A 21,900-nucleotide genomic window follows, 5' to 3' on the forward strand; every position below is an offset into this window, starting at 1 on the left:
AACAAGGAGAAACGTTATGAAACAACTGATGCATTTTATGATCGCGCCAATGATGCTGATCTGTCTGGTCATCGCGCCTGCGGCCGCCCAGCACGGCAGCGATGGAGAAACAATCCACCAGGCAGCCGTGGATAACCATGAGCTGACTTATGAACTCATTGACATGCGCCAGGCATTAAAGGAGCGCGGCAGCGACAGCGAGGCCACCCACCATCTGATGGTCTTTATCCGGGACCAGAACGGCGATGCGGTTACCGGAGCCAGGACCGGGTTTCTGATCCAGGGTCCTGACGGAAAACAGCAAAAGGTCATGGCCATGGGCATGGCAGACGGCTACGGTGCTGATGTCTCACTTGATCCGCCCGGCACATACACCATCAAGACAAAAGCCGTGGCAGGAGACAAATCCCTGATCCATTCATTTGATCACGTTGTTCAATGAACCGGCACGATCCTGTCAACCAGTCCGGATCCGGGCCATTCGGAATGTTCTTGACCGCTGCCGACTTTTTAGATTAGAATTATTAGTTTATCAGCAACACTTATGATTTCACGCGGCACGGGCCGCGGCCATGGGTCGCACAAAGCCCGTTTTCTGCCAAAACAAACAAAAAGACTGTTATGACGCAACTGCTGCTTCGCCCCAATATTGAACTGGAGCCAAAGGCCCTTGCCATAGGGGGCCGGCGCCTGGAGATCCTGTGCGTTAAAAATCTTGAACCCCTGATTGCCGAACTCGAAGCAGAGGGCCGGCAGGAAATTGCGCATTTTCCCTTCTGGGTGAAAATCTGGGAGGCCAGCATCGTGCTCACGGACTGGCTGGTTCACACAGGACTGGATAAACGTCAGGAAATCCTGGAAATCGGTGCGGGCATGGGCATTACCGGACTGTTTCTCGGCGCCTTTGGCCACCGGGTCACCATCACTGACAATCAGCCTGACGCCCTGGCGCTGATGAAAAAAAACGCGGCCCACAACGAAATTGACACCGTGCGGGTCTCGGCCCTTGACTGGCATGAACCCGACACCCATGAAACCTGGGATATCATCTGCGGCTCGGAACTGATATACCGAAAATCCGACGTGCACCCGGTCATCGAAATTCTCAAAAAAAAGCTCAGATCCGGCGGAACAGCCTATCTGGCCCATGATATCGCCCGGATGTCCATGATGGAATTTCTGATGGAAGCGGAAAAGGAATTTGATCTTTCCCACAAGGGCATGGCTTTTACCGGCATGGGAGAAAAAAAACAGATCATCATCCATACCCTGAAACATAAAGCATAGGGCGCCGGGAGCATTGATTTTTGGATGATCATTTCCCACATCTGATTTCCGGGCTGTTTGACCATCCGGTCACCGCCGAAGCCATTCTGGAAGAGATTCCCACCGCCCTGATCCTGCTCGATGCCCGGCGGCGAATCCGGTACATGAACCGGGCGGCTTCCGCCCTTACCGGCTATGGCCTACAAGAAGCAAAAAACATTGCCTGTCACAATATTGTGCGAACCCGGGCCTATCTCAAAGACGGCCCGGTTTCAAAAATCGCACCGGCCAGCGGACCGGTGTGCGTGCAAAGCGATCTGATCAACCGGGAGCGACTGCGCATTGACGTGCGCATTACCATGATCGGGCTTTTTGATCCCGCCGGCAAATGCCTGGGTTACGTGGATGCCATCGAGGACCTGCGGGGCACGGCTCAGCCACAAGCGCAAATGCATCCGGCATTTGGCTTTGCCGGAATGATCGGCAACAGCCCGGATATGGAAAACATCTTCCGCACCCTGCCCCTGATCGCCGGAAATGACTCCCCGGTGCTGATTACCGGGGAGACCGGCACGGGAAAAGACCGGGCCGCCAGGGCCATCCACGAAAATTCCGGCCGGGCCAGGGGGCCGTTTGTCAAAATCAACTGCGGCGCCCTGCCGGAAACCCTTCTTGAATCCGAATTGTTCGGACACTGCAAAGGCGCATTTCCCGGCGCCGCCGAAAACCGGCAGGGCCGGTTCCGGCTGGCGCACAACGGCACCCTGTACCTTGCTGAAATCGGGGATATGCCCCTGGCCCTGCAGGCCAGGCTGTTAAACCTTCTGGACAACAACACCGTCTATCCCATGGGCGGAACCCGGGGATTTCAAGTGGATGTTCGTGTTATCGCAGGCGATCACAGGAATCTGGAACAGATGGCGGAACAAAACGCATTTCGCAAAGACATGCTGTTCCGGCTCAACATGGTGCGCCTCCACCTGCCTCCGCTGCGGCAGCGGGGAGATGACATCGGCCTGCTCACAGACCATTTTCTGCACCAATTCAGCACCGCCTTTGGCAAAGACATCCGGCAACCGGCTCCTGAGACCCTGGATTTGCTCAACACCTACACATATCCGGGCAATGTCCGGGAATTGCGAAACATCATCAAATACGCGGTCAACGTCTGCCGGCAGCATCAAATTGAACCCCGGGATCTCCCCGCCTATCTCAGCAGCAACATCGAGCCGGCAGCCGGCCGCATGGAGCATGACACCCGGACCCGTCAGGAACAGCCCGGGACTGTTTCCGGCTCTTTTCAGCCCACAGCCGAAGGCACGGCCACATGGGCTGAGACCGAAAAGCAGATGATCATCGACGCCCTGGTCCGGACCGGCGGCCGTCGCAACAAGGCCGCAGCCCTGCTGGGATGGGGCAGAAGTACCCTGTGGAGAAAAATCAAGCAGTATCAGATCCAGTAGGATGAAACAAGCCTGCGGGCGGGAAAATTATTGGACACTTGTCCTGCATTTGTGCTATTTTTATAAAGTACAATACCATTTTAATATCCAATATCAGGACAAAATTCATGTCCCGGAAAATCCTCATACCCCTGTACGGACACGAAGTGGCGCCCCGTTTTGACCTGGCATCAGAGGCTGCCATTGTTTCAGCAGATCATGACGGGACGTGGGAAAAAAAAATCGTGGTCCTGGCCCAGGTCTCCGCGGAGAAACTGTGTCACATGATTTTAACAAAAGACGTGGACACCGTAATCTGCGGCGGCATTGAAGATCAGTATTATCAATACCTGAACTGGAAGCGCATCTGTGTCTATGATTCCGTTATCGGCTCGTGGAAGCAAGGAGTGGAGCAATTGCTGAAAAACAAACTTTACCCGGGCGCCATTATCGGCCAGCAAGGGGAGAACTGATCCGATGGCCGATAAAATGAAAAAATGGTGGGACCTGTGCCGGCAGATATTTGAAAGGGATGAAGAAAAAAAAGAAATGCCCAGGCGCTACCGGCGCCTTCGCCGCAATATCATTTTTTTGATGCTGGCCGTGACCCTGATTCCGCTGGTGATCATGGCGGCCACCAACGCCATGCAGTACCAGAAAAACATCAAAGCCGAACGCATCAAGCCCATACGCGCCATTGCCGGAAAGGCAGCCCATTCCTTTGAGCTGTTTCTCGAAGAGCGGCTGTCGGCCATCCATTTCATCTCGTCGAGCTATTCCTATGAAATCCTGTCCGGCCAGGCGACGCTGCACCGGATTTTCCGGATTCTCCGTGAAGAATACGGCGGATACGTGGATCTTGGCATTATCAACAACGACGGTACCAAGGTCGCCTACACCGGCCCCTATGACCTGCTGAACAAAAACTATTCCAACCAGCAATGGTTCAACGAAGCCCGGGTGCGCGGGGTGTACATCAGTGATGTGTTCATGGGTTACCGGGACCTGCCGCATATCGCCATGGCCGTTCAGAATTTAAACGACCAGGGCGAGTCCTGGATCCTGCGGGCCACCATGGATACCAAAAAATTCGAGGACCTGATCAGTCCCATGGGAATGGATCCCATCACGGACGCATTTATCGTCAACAGCAAGGGCGTTCTCCAGTCCGATTCCCGGAACTACGGAAAGGTACTGGACCAATTTCCCATGGAAATCCCCTCAAGCGATTCCGGCACCCATGTCAGGGAACTGACCGACCCCGACGGCCGGGAAATCGTCATGGTATACTCCCGACTGATCAAATACGACTTCATCCTGGTCATGATCCTGCCCCAGGCCAATATTTTTCAACCCTGGCACACGCTCAAGCAGGAAATGTCGTATATGTTTGTGGCAAGCGTTATTGCCATCTTTCTGGTGATTTTAGGCTCCACTCACCTGCTGGTCAAACGAATCCGGGAGGCCGATGAAAAGCGCGTCATTGCCTTCCGGGAGCTTGAATACACACAGAAGCTGTCCTCCATTGGCCGGCTTGCCGCGGGCGTGGCCCACGAAATCAACAACCCCTTGGCCATTATCAATGAAAAAGCCGGGCTTTTAAAGGATCTGGTGGACCAAGACAAGCATCATGACAAGGAAAAGCTCATGCGAGGCGTCTCCCAGATTCTGCAGTCCGTGGACCGGTGCCGCAATATCACCCACCGTCTGCTCGGATTTGCCAGACGCATCGGGGTGCAGTATGAAATGCTCGACATTAACGAGGTTATCCGGGATACCCTGGGGTTTCTTGAAAAGGAGGCCCATCACCGCAACTTAAGCATTGAGTTTAAGTTTGACGAACAAATCCCGAAGATCTCCTCTGACCGGGGCCAGCTGCAGCAGGTCATCCTTAATATGCTGACCAACGCTTTTGCCGCAGTCAAAGACGGCGGACAAATTGTTTTGTCCTCCTGGCAAAAAGATGACCAGACCGTGGCCCTTGCCATCCGGGACAATGGCCACGGCATGAGCGAAGAAACCATGCGGCAGATTTTTGAACCGTTTTTTACCACCAAAAAAGGATATGGCACAGGCCTTGGCCTGTCGATCACCTACGGTATCATTAAAAAACTGGGCGGAGAAATCAAGGTGGACAGCAAAATAGACCAGGGAACCACCTTTACCATCTTTCTGCCCAAAACGCCCCCCGGAGAAATGGAAAATGAATGATTCAATCAAGGTGCTGCTGGTCGACGACGAGGAAGAATTTGTGACCACACTGGCCGAAAGACTGGAAATGCGGGGATTTGACCCCAGCATTGCCACATCCGGAGATCAGGCCCTTTCCATGGTGCAGGATAAAGCGTTTGACCTCATCGTGCTGGACCTGATGATGCCCGGTATCGGGGGCCTGGAGGTGATGAAACAAATCAAATCGGCCAATCCGGAGATGCCGATCATCCTGCTCACCGGTCAGGGCTCAACCAAGGAGGGTATGGAGGGGATGAACCAGGGGGCTTTTGATTTCCTGATGAAACCCCTGGATATAGAAGAACTGATTTCACAAATTCATGAAGCGCTTGGAAAAACCTCAGCATAACCCCGCCAAGCAGAAAAGGGAACCCAATGAACCAGGAAACTGAAAAAACACTGGCCTTTTTCGGCAGAATGACAGCCAACCTGACCCATGAGTTCAAAAATATCCTGGCCATCATACAGGAATCCGCCGGGTTAATGGAAGACATCATGGCCATTTCCCCCCTGGCCAAGGACAAATACCAGGAAAGATTCAACAACTCCATGAACACCATTAAAAACCAGCTCCAGCGGGGAATGGAGATGGCCTCCCGTTTCAACCGCTTTGCGCACTCGCCGGATCACAACAGCGCGGAACTGGAACTGGGGGAAACAATGGTTCATTTCTGCACGCTCACAGAGCGCTTTGCCCGGCTCAAACACATCACCCTGCAGGCAGACAGCCAGAATGGTCAGGAAATCAAAATCACCACCAATCCCCTGCTGCTCTACATGGTTTTGTTCTACAGCCTGGACGCCTGTCTTTCGGTCCTGCCGGCCCAATGCGAAATCCGCCTGATTTCGGCCAAAAAGGATGAAAATGCCGCTGTGGAAATCGCCTGCACCGGTAAGCAGGCGCCTTCGCCTGAACAATTTTTCACCGGGCTGCGGCAAAGCAATGCATGGGGCGAGCTGGAAAACACGGCAGAACAATTGAATGCAGAGCTGAAGTGCAATACTGATGATCTTCGTTTTTACCTGATTTTGAAATAACGGAGGAAACCTTGTAATGGCCGGAGAAGTAAACGGCAAAACAGCCATAAGGATCCTTCTGGTCGACGATGAAGAGGAATTTGTCACAACCCTCTCGGAGCGGATGGAGATGCGCGGATTTGATGCATCCGTTGCTTTTGACGGCCAAAAGGCGTTGGAAACCTTAAAAACCCGGGTGCCCGATGTCATGGTGCTTGATCTGCGCATGCCCGGAATAGACGGCATGGAGGTCCTGGAACGCGTAAAAAAGACAAACCCGGAAGCCCAGGTGATCATTCTGACCGGGCACGGATCCTATAAGGATGAGGAACAGGCCAGGCGCCTCGGGGCATTTGATTATCTGCAAAAACCCGTTGGTGTGGACACCCTGGTGAAAAGCATCCAAAAAGCATACCAGCAAAAAATCGAATCCGCATATGCGGCTGAACCTTCCGACGAAAGCCAAAGGTAGGAAACAGACATTAAAATTATGGACAATGGAAAAAAGAAAAATTAAGTTAAGTCTATAATCAAGCCCAAACACAAAACTTGGCCCGATACATCTTTAAGTGCACAGGAGGAATCCCATGAAAACAAGGGTACTGCTTGTTGATGATGAGCAGCAGTTTGTTGAACAGCTCTCGGAACGCCTGAGAATCCGGGACTATGACGTCAGCGTCTGCTTCAGCGGCGAGGAGGCGGTTGAAAACATCCGGCAGTATCTCTATGATGTTGTGATCCTGGATGTGGCAATGCCCGGAATGGACGGAAACGAGGTGCTGAAGCGAATCAAGCAGCATCGCCCCCTGACCGAGGTCATCATGTTAACCGGGCATGCCACGGTGGAATCGGCAATTGACGGGATGAAGCAGGGCGCGTTTGATTACCTGATGAAACCATGTGACACAGAAGCGCTGGTAAAAAAAATCCACAACGCCTATCAGCGAAAAGCCGAGCAGGAAGAGCGGATCCGGGCGGCCAAAACCGAGCGCTACAGCACTTCGCCGTGGTCGGCACTGGAAGACAAGTAAGACCGCAGCCCGGATACAGATAACAAGACTTTTTCAGCCTTTGGCAAAAAACCCGGCCCCCTGATTCAGGGCCGGGTTTTTTAACTGCCATGGATTGTTTTTAAATCCCGTAGAAGAAGTAGAGAACCGCAAGTTCCACCACAAGAAACAGAACCGTCATACCGGCTCCGGCCTTTGCATAATCCACTGTTCGGTAACTGCCCGGCCGCATGACCAGCGCATTGACCTGGTGGGTGGGCAGCACAAAGGTATTGGAGGCAGACAGTCCCACAACCAGGGCTGCCATCCGCGGATCACCTCCGGCCATCATGGCCATGTTCATGCACAGCGGCACCAGCAGCACCGTTGCCCCGACATTGGAGATCACCAGTGTAAAAAATGAGGCCATCAGGCCGACCACCGCCAAAAGCACGATGGGTGCGGGCTCGCCGAGCACCCCGAGCACGCCTTCGGCAATATAAGCCGCGGTACCCGTCTGCTCAAAGGCCATGCCCAGGGGAATCAGACCCGCCAGCAGAAAAACGGTCATCCAGTCCACGGCCCTGTAGGCCTCATCAATTTTCAACACCCCGGTAATGATCATACCCAGGGCCCCGGACATCAACGCCACGGAAAGCTGCATTTTCAGAAAAATCACCTGCGCCAGTGCCACGCCGAGCCATACCAGGGCCAGCTTGGCTTTTTCCGGCCGGAGAATTTCTCCCTCAAGGGGCGTGGAAAAGGTCAGGGATCTGGGCTGGGGATGATTTTTCAGGATGTGAAACCGCTCCCATGGGCCAAACAGCAAAAGCGTGTCACCCATGCTCAGCGTGATATGCGTCAAACCGGAATAGTAAATCCGGTTGCCCTTAAAAAGGGCCAGGGGCGTGACGCCGTAAATCGTTTTGAAATCCACTTCGCTCATGGTCTTGCCAATGAGCTCGGATCTGGGGGAAACAATGGTTTCAGCCATGCCTGCACTGGTTCTGGAAAGGGTTTCGGCAAAAGACTCCAGGGTGTCTTTTACTTCCCAGCCCATCTCGTCGGCCATTTTCATGACGTTCTTGCGCCGGCCCACGACCGCCAGATCATCTCCGGGCCGGAGTTCCTCTGAACTTCTGGGCACGAAGTTTTTGTCTCTTTCAGCGGCGTGCCCCACGGCCACCGCCGTGACCAGGTACCGGGTCTGCACCCCGAGATCAGCCAGGGTACCCGTGGTTTTGGCGTCTTCCGGAATATGAACCTCATAAATGGTCTCAAAGGCCCGGTAAGCCTGCATCAGGGCGTTGGTGACACCTTCGTCGCTCTCACCCTTGCTGGCCGGCAGAATAAACCGGCCGAAGACAATGAAATAAAGGATGGCTGAGATCAGCAGGCAGATACCAATGGGGGTCTGGGTAAACAGGCCAAAGGGCTCAAGCTTTTCCCCGCCGATGGTCATCAGGTCGTTTAGCAAAATCGTGGGGCTGGCACCCACCAGGGTCAGGGTACCGCCGATAATGGCGCAAAATCCCATGGGCATCAGAATACGGGAAACCGGAATGCCGATACGCTTTGCAATCCGCTGGGCGGCCGGCAGAAACAGGGCAGCGGCGCCGATATTCTGCATAAGAGCCGAAATCATACCCACAGTGCCGCCGATAAATGTAATAATGCGGCTTTCGCTTTTGCCGGCAATCTTTATGATCGGGCTGGCCACCTGGTTCATCACGCCGGTCTTGTCCAGTCCGGCGCCCATGATGATCACGGCAATAATGGATACCACCGCATTACTGCTCAGGCCCACAAAGGCGTCTTTTGGGGAGATCAGGCCGAGAAGCGGCAGCAGGACCATCATGAGGATACCCACGACATCCACCCGGACCCATTCAAAAACAAAAAGGACTATTACGAATACCAAAACAATCATGGTCAGCAGCATTTCAGGCGTCATTGAAAACCGATCCTTTCTTTATCTGGTTGAGCCGGGTATAGGACTAGCCCTTTTTATTCTCGTGCCGGAAGATGAAACACAGCACTGCTGAAAACAGGACCAGCACCACTCCTCTGATAAAATGAAATTCCATGGTCTCTCCTTTTTCCCCCTGGTTCGGGTTCGCTCCGGGGATTTAAAAAAATCTCAGGCCACGCTGTAGACATAGAGCTGTTTTCCGGAGCTCTCCGGGGCCTGATCCGCCAGTTGCCGATCTGTGGGCTCTGATACCACAAATTCGACATTGCCGTATTCCTTTGCCACCTGCTCGGCCACGGCATCGGGCTGTCCGTAACGGATCACGTGTTCAAAGGGAATGCCTTTTTCCTTGGCCACCTTTGCAAACTTTTCCGCGTTTTGCCGGGCGCTTTGCTCAAATTCGCTGACCCGTTCGGGCATGGGATCCCGGTTTAGGATGGACTCCGGAAACGGCGCCGGACTTAAGGCCACGAGCCGGTAAGACATCCGCTCAGCCATTTCCAGGGCATAATCAATGAGACGATCAGAGAACCGATCCTCGTTTCCCACCACAAGCAGAACGCCTGAGCGAATCCGGGAAACCAGGGTATCAATATTGACCGGCTTTTCCAGGTAATCAAACGCCCCCAGGCGCCTTGCCTCGATTTCGTCTTTCTCCGATCCCTGCCCGGTGAGCATGATGACCTGCACGTTTGGATGTTCCTTTTTGACCCGGCGCAGCACATCCATTCCGTCCACGCCGGGCATGCGCAGATCAAGGACCATGACATCCGGAGATTGCCTGTTGAGCTGCTCGAGCGCCTCTTCCCCGTTTAAAGCGATATCCGCGCTCAGATCCCGCATCTGCATGCGCTGGGAAAGGGTGTCGACAAAGTCTTTTTCGTCATCAACAAGAAGTATCCGGATTTTGCCGGTGCCCTTATCGTCTTCCATGAATCTCTCCTTTATTGAATCGTTTTGTCTCAATCTGAATCTTTGTGTTTCATCCGGCAGTCTTTATTTTTTTAATTAGATCAGGTAGTTTACCCCACTGCAAGTGACGTGTCAAGAGACTAAAACAAACTAAAACAAACCCGCCCGATGACAGGAAAATACGCCGGCATGCCGCGGAACCGATCCCGAATCCGCACGTGCGGGACATATTCGGCTTTGCTTAAGACTCCGGTTCTGATAATCTGTGCTTTCCGGCCAACCAAAGGACGCTTTGCGAAAGGAGACGGCAAATGGTAACCCTGCTGACCACAAAGCAAGTGGCCGCCTATATCGGTGTCAATGAAAAGATGGTTTATTCGCTGGTGGCTGAAAAGGGGTTGCCGGCGTCGAAAATCACCGGCAAATGGCTGTTTCCCCGGCACCTGGTGGACCAGTGGATCGAGGCCAGCACCATCAATTACCCGGATTCCCCGGCTAAGCGGCTTCCCGAGACCGGGTTGCTGATCATTGTGGGCAGCAACGACCCGCTTTTGGATCAGACCATTTCATGGTTTAACAGGCAGTTTCCGGACCATATCGCCGTGTTTGGCAATACGGGCAGCATGGGGGGACTCAGGGCCCTGCGGCAGGAGCGCTGCCACATGGCCGGCAGCCATCTCATGGAAGAAAACGGATCTGAATACAATTTTTCCCATGCAGGCCGGGAGGTGGGACAAATGCCGGCTGTGGTCAATTTCTGCCGCAGGGAGCAGGGCCTTTTGGTGGCAAAAGGCAACCCCGGACAGATCCGATCCGTGGCCGACCTCCATCAGGCCGAAATCCGCGTGGTCAACCGGGGACCGGAAACCGGCACCCGCCTGCTTTTTGACCGGATGCTGGAACAGGCCGGCATTGATCCCCAAAGCCTTGCCGGATATGAAAACGAAGTCAGCCGGCACATTGATGTGGGCATTGAAATCCTTGCCGGCAGAGCCGACGCCGGCCCGGGCATCCGGGCTGTGGCAGGAATGCTCGGGCTGGATTTCATTTCTTTGCGCTGGGAACGTTATGACATGCTGATCAGCAAGGAGCACTTTTTTGACCGGCCGGTGCAGGATTTTCTGGCTGTTTTCCATGACCCCGGCTTTCAACGCATGGCCGCCGGCTGGCAAGGCTATGATGTCAGTCTAAGCGGCAAAATGATATTTCCCGGGCAATAAAACCCCTGGCAATCCGTCAGCTGCCCGTGGGGCAAACCGGGGCCTTGCGCGCAATTGATTTTTCCAAATTCCCGCCTGTCCGTGGCCAAAAAAAATTCAACCGGCAGGACTGCGGCGGCGGGTACGTGACGGAAAAATGCGGTTGTAGACCTCATCCGGGTCAAAACTTTCGTAACCCGCTTCCTGCAGGCCTTCGGAAAGATCCCGTATTGTCTTGGTGCCCACGCCCGGCCAGCACAATATGGCCTTGATGTTTTCCTGTCCGCCTAATTTCCTGGGATCGGCCAGAGCCTGCTCGCCCAGGCATTTGCGGATAACGTTGCAGGTATGGGTCCCAATGTATTCAACAAACGGATACTCAAAAGCTGTTTTCCGAAACCGGCATTCCCGGTAATATGCCTGCTGTACGTTGGCAATCCCCATCTGGCAGGCTTCGCCGATCTCTGCCCATACATACCCCTTGCGGCGCATTTCAAAAATCAGATCGATGCGCTGCCGGCTATTGCTGTCTGTATATCTTCCCAGTCGTCCCATGTTGATTCTCTTTTCTGTATGTGTTGCCGCCATCTCTATTATAAAAAAGTTCGGCAAGTTGAACATTGATCATCTCCGGGACGAACTCCTTTTTCAGAACATTTGAAAGTCCTCCCGACGGGTTTTGGCAACTCGATCATCACAGTTTTTATTTTATATACGCTATAGGATTAGATCTAATTGGTCAAGTTGGAATATGCTATTCTCCTATTCCATGTGGTTTATTTAACATTAGACACGAATCAAACCTTCTGCAAACATACAAAAAATGATGGTGCCGTAAAAAGTCCCAAAACGGATATCACCGTCACCCACTAAAGAGACAACTTATTGATTTTACTTAACACTTAATCACTTAAAACTTAACACTGCCAGTAAAAAAGACTTTTTACTGGCTCATCAAAAATTGAATCGAAAAAATTTGCATGTGACGTTTGCCGCCATGATGTGATACCTTACCCGCAAACACAAATACAGGATTGTTGTCATGCACGAACTGCCCGTCACCGAAAGCATTCTGGAAATCGTTGTCAAACATGCAAAACAAAACCAGGTCAGCCGTGTGGTTTCCATAACCCTGGAGGTCGGAGAACTGAGCGACCTGGAAAATGAGTGGCTTCAGCATTATTTTGATTACCTGAGCAAAGACACCCTGGCCGCAGGCGCGGAACTCAAAATCCAAAGGGCGCCCATAGTGCTCAAATGCCGGCAATGCGGCCATGAATTCCAAATCCAAAAAGATGAACTGGGGTTATCGGATTGCCCGCAATGCGGAACCGCCGGCGATGTTTCCCTTGTTTCCGGCCGGCAGTATCATATAAAGGAAATGGAGGCCATCTGAATGGAAGAAATCAAGCTCATCGAAATCAAAGAAAACATTCTGTCGGACAATGACGAGGCCGCCCGGCAGCTGCGGCAGAAACTGGCGAATGAAAAAACCTTTGTCATCAATCTCATGTCTTCGCCGGGGGCCGGAAAAACGAGCCTGCTGCTGCAGACCATAGAACGCCTGAAAAACGAACTGCGTATCGGTGTCATCGAGGCGGATATCGATTCAGTGGTGGATGCGGAAAAAATCCGGCAATCCGGCGCGGCTGCCGTGCAGCTGCGCACAGGCGGCTTTTGCCACCTGGATGCCGCCATGGTGAAAACCGGACTCGACGGCATCGGTTCCAAGGATTTCGACCTGATCTTTATAGAAAACGTGGGCAATCTGGTCTGTCCGGCGGAATTTGACACCGGGGCCATGAAAAGCGCCATGATTCTCAGCGTGCCCGAAGGCGATGACAAGCCCCTGAAATACCCTTTGATGTTTACTGTTTCAGACGTACTTCTGGTCAACAAAACCGACATGATGGCCTTGAGCGACTTTGACACGGCGGCCTTGCGCAAGCGCGTGCACAAGCTGCACCCGGAGATGGAAATTCTGGAAGTCTCGGCCAAAACCGGCGCTGGCATGGATCAATGGGTGGACTGGATTCGCCGGGCCATTGAGAATTTTTCTTGACAAAGTTTTGACAAACCTCTTTAAAATATAGTAATAATCTGTAATTAATCGTTTTTCTGAGAAACCACCGGCCTGAACAAAAAAATCCGGGCCCAGATGCAACACCATCCATTGAAGCGGCCATACCATGACGCATGACAACAGCAATGACAAGCAGGAACATGGCGCAGGGCAAACGGAAACCGACTTTGAGCTGGAAATCCGCTTTGACGACGAAACAGAGTGGCCTGCAGAGGATGCCGGCAACGACGACAATCGGCAGCCAGAGCCGGAAAATGCCGCCCTGGAGGCTGTAAACCGGCGGATTGCCCAATTGTCCGAGGCCTTTGAAACCAAGCTCAAATACGATGCCCACAAAAACAAGGTCATAGATGAACTGCACCAGGAACTTCAGGAATACCGGGACGGCCTTGTTAAAAAATACATCCACTCCATGGTAACCGATGTCATTAAAATTATTGATGACATTCGTAAATTCAAAGCGTATTACGAACCCGGACCGATTACCGAGCAAACCGCCGGCCGGTTGCTGGAGTTTCTGGAAGAAATTGCCGGCGACCTGGAAGATCTTTTTACCTGGCAGGGCATTACTGCCTTTACCTGCGGTGTGACACATTTTGACAACACCCGCCAGCGAGTTGTCAAAAAAGTTGAAACAAGCGATCCGACCTTGGACAAAACCATAGCCGAAAGCATGCGACCGGGTTATGAATGGGACGGCAAAATCCTGCGGCCGGAACTGGTCACGGTCTACGTATACGATTTTAGTGGGAAAGGGGACAGGCTTTGACAGAAAAAAAGATCAAACGGATCTTCGGTGTTGATCTGGGAACCACTTACTCCTCCATTGCCTATGTGGATGAATACGGCAAGGCCGTAATCATCCCCAATGCGGAAAACGAACGGGTGACGCCGTCGGTGGTTTTTTTTGATGAAAGCACGGTTGTGGTCGGCGAGGTGGCCAAGGAAAGTGCCAAGCTGTATCCCAATGAAGTGGTCAGCTTTATCAAGCGGTCAATGGGAGAGCCCAATTTTATATTTGAATACGGCGGCGAGCGCTACAGGCCGGAGGAGATTTCAGCCTACGTGCTCAAAAAACTGGCCCAGGACGCCCAGCAGCACCTGGGAGAAACCATTTCCGACGTGGTGATTACATGTCCGGCCTATTTCGGCATCAACGAAAGGGAAGCCACCCGCAAGGCCGGCGAGATCGCGGGGTTTAACGTCCGTCAGATCATCAACGAACCCACCGCCGCAGCCATCGCCTACGGGTCCCTGGACACCACCCAGAACCGCGTCGTCCTGGTATACGATCTTGGCGGGGGCACCCTTGACGTCACCATGATCGATATCCGCAAGGAATCCGTGGAAGTCATCTGCACGGGCGGGGATCACAATCTCGGGGGCAAGGACTGGGATGACCGGATCGTGGCCTACCTGGTGGAAAAATTCCAGGAAGAAACCGGCATTACCGAAGACATTCTCGATGATCCGGACACCTGGCAGGATCTGCAGTTGTCTGCGGAAAAAGCAAAGAAGATTCTCAGCCAGCGGCCCAAAACTCCGGTTTCAATCACCCATGGCGGCAAACGGGTCAAACTGATGCTGGAGCGGGAAAAATTCGAGGAAGTCACCGAGGATCTGCTGGTGCGGACCGTGGATTTTACCAGGGACATGCTCGAGGCTGCCGGGCAGAAGGGCTACACCCGGTTTGATGAAATCATCCTGGTGGGCGGGGCAACCCGGATGCCGCAGGTATCTGAAAGGATCGAAAAGGAATTCGACATAGCACCCAAGGTTTTTGATCCAGACGAGGCCGTGGCCAAGGGCGCGGCCATCTACGGGTGGAAGCTGGCGTTAAACGATGACCTGATCCGGCGGATATCGGAAAAAACCCAAAAGACATTTGACGGTTCCGGGAATCTTTCCGAAATGATGGACACCAGCCAGATCACCACCCGGGATTTCCAGGAAGCCGCCCGGGAGTTGGCCGAGGATACCGGCTATGCCCTGCCCTCGGTTGAAAACGCCATGCTCCGGGTTAAAAACGTCACGTCAAAAAGCTTCGGAGTGGTGGCCCACAACCCATCAGGCAAGGAAATCGTGTTCAACCTGGTGCTGCGCAACACCACGGTTCCGGTCAATGTGGTGAAAAAATTCTACACCGCAGTGCAGAATCAGAAAACCGTTCTCATCCGGACCATGGAAAGCGAGACCAGCAGCATTGAAATCCCCCTGGAACACGCAACAGAAATCAAGACGGCTGTTTTGCACCTGCCGCCGAATCTGCCGGCTGACCTGCCCATTGAAATCACCTTTGACTTAAATGACGAGGGCCGTCTTCACATCACTGCCCTGGAAACCGGCGAGTACAGAAAAGTCCAGGTGGAGGTGGACACCGCTTCGGTAATCGGCGGTGAGGAATTTGAAAAGGCCAAACAGCGATCACAGAACCTGGTGGTGCATTGACAATCACAGGCACTGACAATCTCCCGGCAAACATAACACCAAGGCATATCTGACAGGGCTATGGAACGCGAAAATTTCTACCTTCTACTCGAACTCCCCTGTGATCCGCCGGAAACTGATGTACGGGTCATTGAAGACGCCATTGCAAAAAAGCAGTCCGAATGGAGCCGCCTTCGCAATCATCCAACAAAGGGACTGCACGCCCAGAAATGCATCAACCTGATTCCTGAAATCCGCCGGGTGATGACCGACGAAGCACTGCGGGCCAAAGAGGCCGAAGCCGCCCGGGAAATCTCGGCCAGGGACAAGCAGGACAAGTACCCTGAAATCGACCGCCACATCGATATCCTTATGGGCAAGGGGCATATCACCCCGGAAGAGGTCCACAAGCTGTCCAAGGTCCACGGCCTGAACCAGGGCGAAATCCAGGGACGGATTGCCGCGCGCAAAAACCAGAAATACAACCGCGTCGACCAGCAGATCACTCTCCGGATGGCCAAGGGCTTTCTCACGGAATCGGAAGTGGAGCAAATTGCCAAGCGCAATTCAGTGAAAGTCGATGAAGTGCGCAAGCGGGTTCGATGCCCGATCAAAAAAAACGGAGGGGACAAGGACATCACTCCCCCCAGGCAGCTGGACCGGTCCCTGGAAAAAACCATCCGGGACAACCTGAAGCTGTTAAACAAATCCTCGCTTTACGATTTTCTGGATCTTCCGGAAAGTGCCGATCTGCAAACCCTCCAGAATGCGGCGTCCCAAAAGAAAAAGCAGGTTGCCCGCGCCAGCAAGAAAGACGCCGTGGCCACGGCCAGCAACACCCTGGCCGGCCACTGCATGACCCTGTTTAAATCCGATGAAACCCGCAATGCCTATGATGTAAGCCTGGCCCGGGCAAAACTGGCCGAGCTTGACTCAGATATTGACATTGCGGGTATCAACGGCAAAATCCGCCCGGAATATTACGATATTTTGATTCAAAAAGGCATTGAGTTCGGCATGGAAAAACACGAGGCCGAACAGTATATCCGGGATTACTGCCGCAGGAAAAAATGGAGCATAGAAATGGCGCCCAAAAAACGGCGCCGGATGCTCATGATCGCGGCCGCGGCCGTGGCAGCGGTCGCTGTGCTGATCACCGCCGGGATGGTTGTTTACAATATCCAGCAGGACCGGGCCCGGCAGGCCGACTTTGACCGGCTGATCACCCGGGTGGAAGACGAATCCGGGCCTTCGGAAAAAATGGATCTTCTGGAAAAATTTCTGCAGGCCCATGCCGGAGACGAAAATTACACCCGGTTCACAGATGAGGTGCGCAAGCGGCTCGACAGACTTGCCGGGCGCGCGGCACAGCTACGGTATGATCAAACAGTCGATAAGATTCAGACCCTTGAACAGCAGGACAAATACGAACAGGCCATTGACCGCCTGGATCGGTATCTTCAATCCGATCCTCCGAAAAAACTGGCTGACAAAGCCGGAAAAAAAATCGCGGATCTGGAAAACCAGATTGAAAAAAAGAATTTCCAGGCCCTTGAAGATCTGATGCTTTCGGGCAGCGCCAAAGAAAAAATGCAGGCCATTGACCGGTATCTGGAAAAATACCCGAACGGCGCCCATAGGGAAGCGGTCCGGAACATGGAATCGGATATGAGCGGGGAGTATTATATTTATGTCAAAAATGCCCTGGAGCGCTGCGAATCCGATCAGGACTGGAAGGCATGTGCCGATCTCTGCACAGATTACCTTACCCGTTACGACAACTCCTATGCAGATCAATTAAAAGGCCGTCTGACGGAATACCGGGAAAAAATCAAGCAAACCCGGATGCTGGCGGCACTGAAAAAAAAGGCCGGACAGCACGGCACCGATTATGACAAGGCCATTGATGTTTACAAGGATTTTCTCGATGCCTATCCGGACTCCCCTCTGGCTGAAAAAGCGAAAAACGAAATTTCCCGCCTCCGGGAAATGAAAAAAAACCGCAAAGCCCAAAGCACCCGGCAGCGTTTTCGCAGCCTGCTGGCGCAAAGCAGCGACCGGTTCACGGAAAAAAGGCGGGGCGTGGTCACGGATTCACGCACCGGGCTGATGTGGCAGCTTCTGGATTCCGCCATGGCCGGAGAGGGTCAATGCCTGACCTACGAAGAAGCCGGCGAGTACGTGGAAAATTCCGAAACCGGCGGGTACACGGACTGGCGGCTGCCAACGGCAGAGGAGCTTGCCGCCATTTACAAGGAACCGCCCTATTTCCCGGTTATGGAAGAAAAATGGTACTGGACCGCGGACAGTTATTCGAGCTATTCAGATGGGTGGCGCCGGATCGTGGACACCATCGACAACCAGCCCGGTTCTGACTGGCGGGTTGAGCGCCGGGACTCCAAACAATGCGGTACAGTACGGGGAGTTCGAAAACCATAAATTTCCATAAATTTCCTGTTGACAAGTCCAGGGATTTTTTTTATGGTCAGAGCTTATTTCAAAGGGGCTGTAGCTCAGCTGGGAGAGCGCATGACTGGCAGTCATGAGGCCAGGGGTTCGAATCCCCTCAGCTCCACCATTTTGCATACAATAAACCGGCAGGCGGCAAGGCGTGCCGGTTTTTTATTGCCCTGAACGCTGAACATGATTCACTTAAAAAAATACCCTTTATTATTTTTTTGATCGTTTTTATTGACAAACGGCACTTTAAAATCCTATAGATAAAGAAAACGGGCAATCCGGCAAAAGGTTGCCGGAAGCATTGCCATCCGGGAAAAAACCGATATCCAAAATCGGTCAGAACATTTACAGACAATATTAAAACCGTGATTTTCGCTTAACGCTGCAACGTCCGCATCATGAAAACGGCAAATGGACAAAGGCAGGGTTGCCTGCCCAAACTTCCAGTTAACGGTAACGGAAAATAAAGACATTTTCAAACAACAAACAAAACCAGAAAAAGATTGCTGCAAAATCGTTGCCTGCAGCTTTTTGCATCCGCACCGCGCATAGAACCAAGGAGACAATATGAGCACAGAAATCGAAACCTACAAGGCCAAACATCCCATCCGGGTGGTCACCGCCACCTCCCTTTTTGACGGCCATGACGCGGCCATTAACATCATGCGCCGGATCCTTCAGGACACCGGCGCAGAAGTCATTCACCTGGGCCATAACCGCTCAGTGGCCGAAATCGTCAATGCCGCCATTGAAGAAGATGTCCAGGGCATCGCCATTTCCAGCTACCAGGGCGGTCACATGGAATTTTTCAAGTACATGCACGACATGCTGGCTGAAAAAAACGCCGGGCACATCAAAATTTTCGGCGGCGGCGGCGGCGTTATCGTACCCGATGAAATCCATGAACTGGAAGAATATGGCATCACCAAAATCTATTCCCCGGCAGACGGCTCCAAAATGGGCCTGCAGGGAATGATCAACCACATGATGTCTGAGATGGACTTTTCCACAGTGGAGCCCGGCAGCCTTGACGCGGGCGGCGTGGACCGGGAAAACCCCTTTGCCATCGCCAGGGCCATTTCGGCCGCTGAACTGGCCCTGGCTGAAAACAACGGGCAAATCGAGGCCCTGCGCAAACAGATCAAGGCAAAGGTCCCTGACCGGAAAATTCCCATTATCGGGCTGACCGGAACCGGGGGGGCCGGCAAGTCCTCGCTGACAGATGAACTGGTGCTGCGCCTGCTCTACGACAACCCGGACCTGCACATCGGCCTGCTGTGCTGCGACCCGTCCCGGCGCAAAACCGGCGGTGCGCTTCTGGGCGACCGGATCCGGATGAACGCCATTGACACCCCAAGGGTGTATCTGCGCAGCATGGCCGTGCGCCGTACCAGTTTTGAACTGCCCATGGTGCTGCCCGATGCCGTGGAAATTTTAAAAGCCGCCAATACGGACCTGATCATCATAGAAACCGCAGGCATCGGCCAGGGGTCATCCAACATCTTTGATTTAACCGATGTGTCGGTCTATGTGATGACCAGCGATTACGGCGCCTCCACCCAGCTGGAAAAAATCGACATGCTCGATTACGCAGACCTTGTGGTCATCAACAAGTTTGACAAGCAGGGAAGCGAGGATGCGGTCCGCGACATCCGAAAGCAGGTACAGCGGAACCGCAAGGCTTTTTCGCAAAAGCCCGACGATATGCCGGTGTTCGGCACCATTGCCGCCCGGTTCAACGACGACGGGGTCACGGCCATGTATAGCTACCTGCTGGAGGTGGTGGCGGAAAAAACACAGATCCTCTATACCACAAGCCTGCCTGTACCCGATACCAAGGAGTCCTCATCCAAGTCCATCCTGGTTCCGCCCGAGCGCAACCGGTATCTGTCTGAAATCTCCGATACTCTGCACAAATATCACAAGGAAACCCGCAAACAGGCCGATGCCCTGCGCCGGGCCTGGCACCTGGAACAAACCGCTGAAACCCTTGAACAGGGCGGGCTCTCCGGAGATACCCAGGCCCTGCTCGACCGACTCAAACAAGAAATCGAGGCCGCAAAAAACCATATAACCCCGGAGACCAAAAGCCTTACCCAGCAATGGCAGCAGATTGAGCAGGATTTTTCCGGCGATGATTACGTCTACCACGTCCGGGGCCGGGAAATCCGTGTGCCGCTGTATACCGAATCACTGTCCCGGTTAAACATCCCCAAAATCGCCCTGCCCAAATTCAAGGACCCGGCGGAAATCTACACCTGGATGCGCCGGGAAAACGTTCCCGGCCGGTTTCCCTTTACCGCCGGGGTCTATCCCCTGAAACGAAAAGACGAGGACCCCACCCGGATGTTTGCCGGCGAGGGCAATCCGGAGCGCACCAACCGCCGGTTCCGGCTGCTCTCGGAGCACTCCCCGGCCAAGCGGCTGTCCACGGCCTTTGACTCGGTGACCCTTTACGGTTTTGACCCGGACCCCCGTCCGGATGTTTACGGAAAGGTGGGCACCTCGGGCGTGAGTGTCTGCAACATCGAGGATGTCAAAATTCTCTACAGCGGCTTTGACCTTGCCGCTCCGAGCACCTCGGTGTCCATGACCATCAACGGCCCGGCCCCGATTATGCTGGCCATGTTTTTCAATACCGCCATTGACCAGCAGATTGAAAAATTTGAAACCGAGCAGGGCCGCAAGCCCGATGACAAGGAAGCCGCGGAAATCCGCGACAGCGTGATCTCCAGCATCCGGGGAACGGTTCAGGCCGATATCCTAAAAGAAGACCAGGGCCAGAACACCTGTATTTTCTCCATTGATTTCGCCTTAAAGATGATGGGCGACATCCAGCAGTATTTTATCGAGAAAAACGTACAGAATTTCTATTCCGTGTCCATATCCGGCTACCATATTGCAGAGGCCGGGGCCAACCCCATCTCCCAGCTGGCCTTTACCCTGGCAAACGGCTTTACATATGTGGAATACTATCTGTCCCGGGGCATGCCCATTGACAGTTTTGCCCCCAACCTTTCCTACTTTTTCTCCTCTGGCATGGACCCGGAATACAGCGTGATCGGCCGGGTGGCCAGGCGAATCTGGGCAGTTGCCATGAAGGAAAAATACGGGGCGGACGTGCGCTCCCAGATGCTCAAATACCATATCCAGACCTCGGGGCGGTCGCTTCACAGCCAGGAAATCCAGTTCAATGATATCCGCACCACCCTCCAGGCCCTGTATGCCATCTATGACAACTGCAACAGCCTGCATACCAACGCCTATGACGAGGCCATCACCACCCCGTCTGCCGAGGCCGTGCGCCGCTCTCTTGCCATCCAGCTGATTTTAAACCGGGAATACGGCCTGACCAAAAACGAGAACATGAACCAGGGAAGCTTTATCATCGAGGCCTTGACCGACCTGGTGGAAGAGGCCGTGCTGGCCGAATTTGACCGGATCACCTCCCGGGGCGGGGTCCAGGGGGCCATGGAGCGCGGCTACCAGAGAAGCAAGATCCAGGATGAGTCCATGTATTACGAGCACCTCAAGCATACCGGGGATATGCCCATCATCGGGGTTAACACCTTTCTGCCCGCTGAAGGCGAGGAAGAAGACGCCATGGGCGATCTGGAACTGGCCCGGGCCACAGAGGAGGAAAAACAATCTCAGCTTGAGCGTTTAAATACCTTTATTGAAAAAAACCGGGAATACAGCCCGGAGGCTTTGCAGCGCCTGAAAGACACGGTGCTTTCCGGCGGCAATATTTTTGCCGAGCTCATGGACACGGTTCGGGTCTGCTCCATCGGCCAGATCACCGAAGCCCTTTACGAAGTGGGCGGGAAATACCGCAGAAACATGTAAAACAGATTTGATTGCAAGCGGCCCAAGCCGGCTGCGGAATTGATGAAAAAAGGAA

19 protein-coding genes and 1 tRNA gene are annotated in these 21,900 nt (G+C 53.4%); 17 read left to right on the top strand and 3 right to left on the bottom strand.

Annotated features, from left to right (window positions below; all coding sequences use genetic code 11):
• Positions 1 to 16 precede the first annotated feature (16 nt).
• The 9 genes from ACTCIA_RS02160 to ACTCIA_RS02200 all read left to right on the top strand — a co-directional run bounded on the left by ACTCIA_RS02160 (position 17) and on the right by ACTCIA_RS02200 (position 6,988).
• Positions 17 to 442, top strand: a complete 426-nt coding sequence (locus ACTCIA_RS02160) for a hypothetical protein (RefSeq protein ID WP_463000163.1) — start codon at positions 17 to 19, stop codon at positions 440 to 442.
• Between the two features lie 179 nt (positions 443 to 621).
• Positions 622 to 1,287 (top strand): class I SAM-dependent methyltransferase, encoded by a 666-nt coding sequence (locus ACTCIA_RS02165; protein ID WP_463000164.1) that lies wholly within the window; start codon positions 622 to 624, stop codon positions 1,285 to 1,287.
• Positions 1,288 to 1,307: 20 nt separating this feature from the next.
• Positions 1,308 to 2,729, top strand: a complete 1,422-nt coding sequence (locus ACTCIA_RS02170; RefSeq protein WP_463000165.1) for a sigma-54 interaction domain-containing protein — start codon at positions 1,308 to 1,310, stop codon at positions 2,727 to 2,729.
• A 107-nt stretch (positions 2,730 to 2,836) separates the two neighbouring features.
• Positions 2,837 to 3,181, top strand: a complete 345-nt coding sequence (locus ACTCIA_RS02175; protein WP_463000166.1) for a NifB/NifX family molybdenum-iron cluster-binding protein — start codon at positions 2,837 to 2,839, stop codon at positions 3,179 to 3,181.
• Positions 3,182 to 3,185: 4 nt separating this feature from the next.
• Entirely contained in the window at positions 3,186 to 4,919 is a 1,734-nt protein-coding gene (locus ACTCIA_RS02180; RefSeq protein ID WP_463000167.1) for a sensor histidine kinase, read from the top strand.
• The gene (locus tag ACTCIA_RS02185) at positions 4,912 to 5,289 is read left to right on the top strand and encodes a response regulator (protein WP_463000168.1); all 378 of its coding nucleotides are present in this window, start codon (positions 4,912 to 4,914) and stop codon (positions 5,287 to 5,289) included. The genes ACTCIA_RS02180 and ACTCIA_RS02185 overlap by 8 nt, the downstream gene beginning before the upstream one ends.
• A 26-nt stretch (positions 5,290 to 5,315) precedes the next feature.
• Positions 5,316 to 5,978: a hypothetical protein gene (locus tag ACTCIA_RS02190; protein ID WP_463000169.1), complete on the top strand. Its 663-nt coding sequence runs from the start codon at positions 5,316 to 5,318 to the stop codon at positions 5,976 to 5,978.
• Positions 5,979 to 5,994: 16 nt separating this feature from the next.
• Positions 5,995 to 6,429, top strand: coding sequence for a response regulator (locus tag ACTCIA_RS02195; RefSeq protein WP_463000170.1), 435 nt, complete (start codon positions 5,995 to 5,997; stop codon positions 6,427 to 6,429).
• A gap of 115 nt (positions 6,430 to 6,544) precedes the next feature.
• Positions 6,545 to 6,988 (top strand): sigma-54-dependent transcriptional regulator, encoded by a 444-nt coding sequence (locus ACTCIA_RS02200; RefSeq protein WP_463000171.1) that lies wholly within the window; start codon positions 6,545 to 6,547, stop codon positions 6,986 to 6,988.
• A 100-nt stretch (positions 6,989 to 7,088) separates the two neighbouring features.
• Here ACTCIA_RS02200 and ACTCIA_RS02205 read toward each other — a convergent pair whose 3' ends face one another.
• Together ACTCIA_RS02205 and ACTCIA_RS02210 are read right to left on the bottom strand one after the other, a co-directional pair.
• Entirely contained in the window at positions 7,089 to 8,900 is a 1,812-nt protein-coding gene (locus tag ACTCIA_RS02205) for an SLC13 family permease (RefSeq protein WP_463000172.1), read from the bottom strand.
• 186 nt (positions 8,901 to 9,086) lie between these two features.
• Positions 9,087 to 9,851, bottom strand: a complete 765-nt coding sequence (locus ACTCIA_RS02210; protein WP_463000173.1) for a universal stress protein — start codon at positions 9,849 to 9,851, stop codon at positions 9,087 to 9,089.
• Between the two features lie 290 nt (positions 9,852 to 10,141).
• On the opposite strand from ACTCIA_RS02210, the gene ACTCIA_RS02215 reads away from it, so the two are divergent.
• Complete coding sequence (locus ACTCIA_RS02215) at positions 10,142 to 11,050, top strand: substrate-binding domain-containing protein (protein ID WP_463000174.1); 909 nt, start codon at positions 10,142 to 10,144, stop codon at positions 11,048 to 11,050.
• 96 nt (positions 11,051 to 11,146) lie between these two features.
• On the opposite strand, the gene ACTCIA_RS02220 is transcribed toward ACTCIA_RS02215, so the two are convergent.
• Positions 11,147 to 11,584, bottom strand: a complete 438-nt coding sequence (locus tag ACTCIA_RS02220; RefSeq protein ID WP_463000175.1) for a hypothetical protein — start codon at positions 11,582 to 11,584, stop codon at positions 11,147 to 11,149.
• 487 nt (positions 11,585 to 12,071) lie between these two features.
• Here ACTCIA_RS02220 and hypA point away from each other — a divergent pair, with 487 nt between their 5' ends.
• From hypA to icmF, 7 genes are all read left to right on the top strand, one after another.
• Entirely contained in the window at positions 12,072 to 12,425 is a 354-nt protein-coding gene (hypA, locus tag ACTCIA_RS02225; protein WP_463000176.1) for a hydrogenase maturation nickel metallochaperone HypA, read from the top strand.
• Positions 12,426 to 13,091, top strand: a complete 666-nt coding sequence (hypB, locus tag ACTCIA_RS02230; RefSeq protein ID WP_463000177.1) for a hydrogenase nickel incorporation protein HypB — start codon at positions 12,426 to 12,428, stop codon at positions 13,089 to 13,091.
• A gap of 127 nt (positions 13,092 to 13,218) precedes the next feature.
• Entirely contained in the window at positions 13,219 to 13,881 is a 663-nt protein-coding gene (gene grpE, locus ACTCIA_RS02235; protein WP_463000178.1) for a nucleotide exchange factor GrpE, read from the top strand.
• Positions 13,878 to 15,560, top strand: a complete 1,683-nt coding sequence (locus ACTCIA_RS02240; protein WP_463000179.1) for an Hsp70 family protein — start codon at positions 13,878 to 13,880, stop codon at positions 15,558 to 15,560. Before grpE ends, ACTCIA_RS02240 begins: the two co-directional genes overlap by 4 nt.
• 60 nt (positions 15,561 to 15,620) lie before the next feature.
• Entirely contained in the window at positions 15,621 to 17,978 is a 2,358-nt protein-coding gene (locus ACTCIA_RS02245) for an Lcl domain-containing protein (protein WP_463000180.1), read from the top strand.
• A 63-nt stretch (positions 17,979 to 18,041) separates the two neighbouring features.
• Positions 18,042 to 18,117 (top strand) — tRNA-Ala (locus tag ACTCIA_RS02250).
• A 449-nt stretch (positions 18,118 to 18,566) separates the two neighbouring features.
• Complete coding sequence (icmF, locus tag ACTCIA_RS02255; protein WP_463000181.1) at positions 18,567 to 21,845, top strand: fused isobutyryl-CoA mutase/GTPase IcmF; 3,279 nt, start codon at positions 18,567 to 18,569, stop codon at positions 21,843 to 21,845.
• The last annotated feature ends 55 nt before the right edge of the window (positions 21,846 to 21,900 follow it).

This window comes from Desulfosalsimonas sp., from assembly GCF_055149105.1.

Coding starts and splice junctions, on each gene's coding strand:
- ACTCIA_RS02160 (WP_463000163.1), top strand. CDS start 17: ATGAAACAACTGATGCATTTTATGATCGCGCCAATGATGCTGATCTGT.
- ACTCIA_RS02165 (WP_463000164.1), top strand. CDS start 622: ATGACGCAACTGCTGCTTCGCCCCAATATTGAACTGGAGCCAAAGGCC.
- ACTCIA_RS02175 (WP_463000166.1), top strand. CDS start 2,837: ATGTCCCGGAAAATCCTCATACCCCTGTACGGACACGAAGTGGCGCCC.
- ACTCIA_RS02180 (WP_463000167.1), top strand. CDS start 3,186: ATGGCCGATAAAATGAAAAAATGGTGGGACCTGTGCCGGCAGATATTT.
- ACTCIA_RS02185 (WP_463000168.1), top strand. CDS start 4,912: ATGAATGATTCAATCAAGGTGCTGCTGGTCGACGACGAGGAAGAATTT.
- ACTCIA_RS02190 (WP_463000169.1), top strand. CDS start 5,316: ATGAACCAGGAAACTGAAAAAACACTGGCCTTTTTCGGCAGAATGACA.
- ACTCIA_RS02195 (WP_463000170.1), top strand. CDS start 5,995: ATGGCCGGAGAAGTAAACGGCAAAACAGCCATAAGGATCCTTCTGGTC.
- ACTCIA_RS02200 (WP_463000171.1), top strand. CDS start 6,545: ATGAAAACAAGGGTACTGCTTGTTGATGATGAGCAGCAGTTTGTTGAA.
- ACTCIA_RS02205 (WP_463000172.1), bottom strand. CDS start 8,900: ATGACGCCTGAAATGCTGCTGACCATGATTGTTTTGGTATTCGTAATA.
- ACTCIA_RS02210 (WP_463000173.1), bottom strand. CDS start 9,851: ATGGAAGACGATAAGGGCACCGGCAAAATCCGGATACTTCTTGTTGAT.
- ACTCIA_RS02215 (WP_463000174.1), top strand. CDS start 10,142: ATGGTAACCCTGCTGACCACAAAGCAAGTGGCCGCCTATATCGGTGTC.
- ACTCIA_RS02220 (WP_463000175.1), bottom strand. CDS start 11,584: ATGGGACGACTGGGAAGATATACAGACAGCAATAGCCGGCAGCGCATC.
- hypA (WP_463000176.1), top strand. CDS start 12,072: ATGCACGAACTGCCCGTCACCGAAAGCATTCTGGAAATCGTTGTCAAA.
- hypB (WP_463000177.1), top strand. CDS start 12,426: ATGGAAGAAATCAAGCTCATCGAAATCAAAGAAAACATTCTGTCGGAC.
- grpE (WP_463000178.1), top strand. CDS start 13,219: ATGACGCATGACAACAGCAATGACAAGCAGGAACATGGCGCAGGGCAA.
- ACTCIA_RS02245 (WP_463000180.1), top strand. CDS start 15,621: ATGGAACGCGAAAATTTCTACCTTCTACTCGAACTCCCCTGTGATCCG.
- icmF (WP_463000181.1), top strand. CDS start 18,567: ATGAGCACAGAAATCGAAACCTACAAGGCCAAACATCCCATCCGGGTG.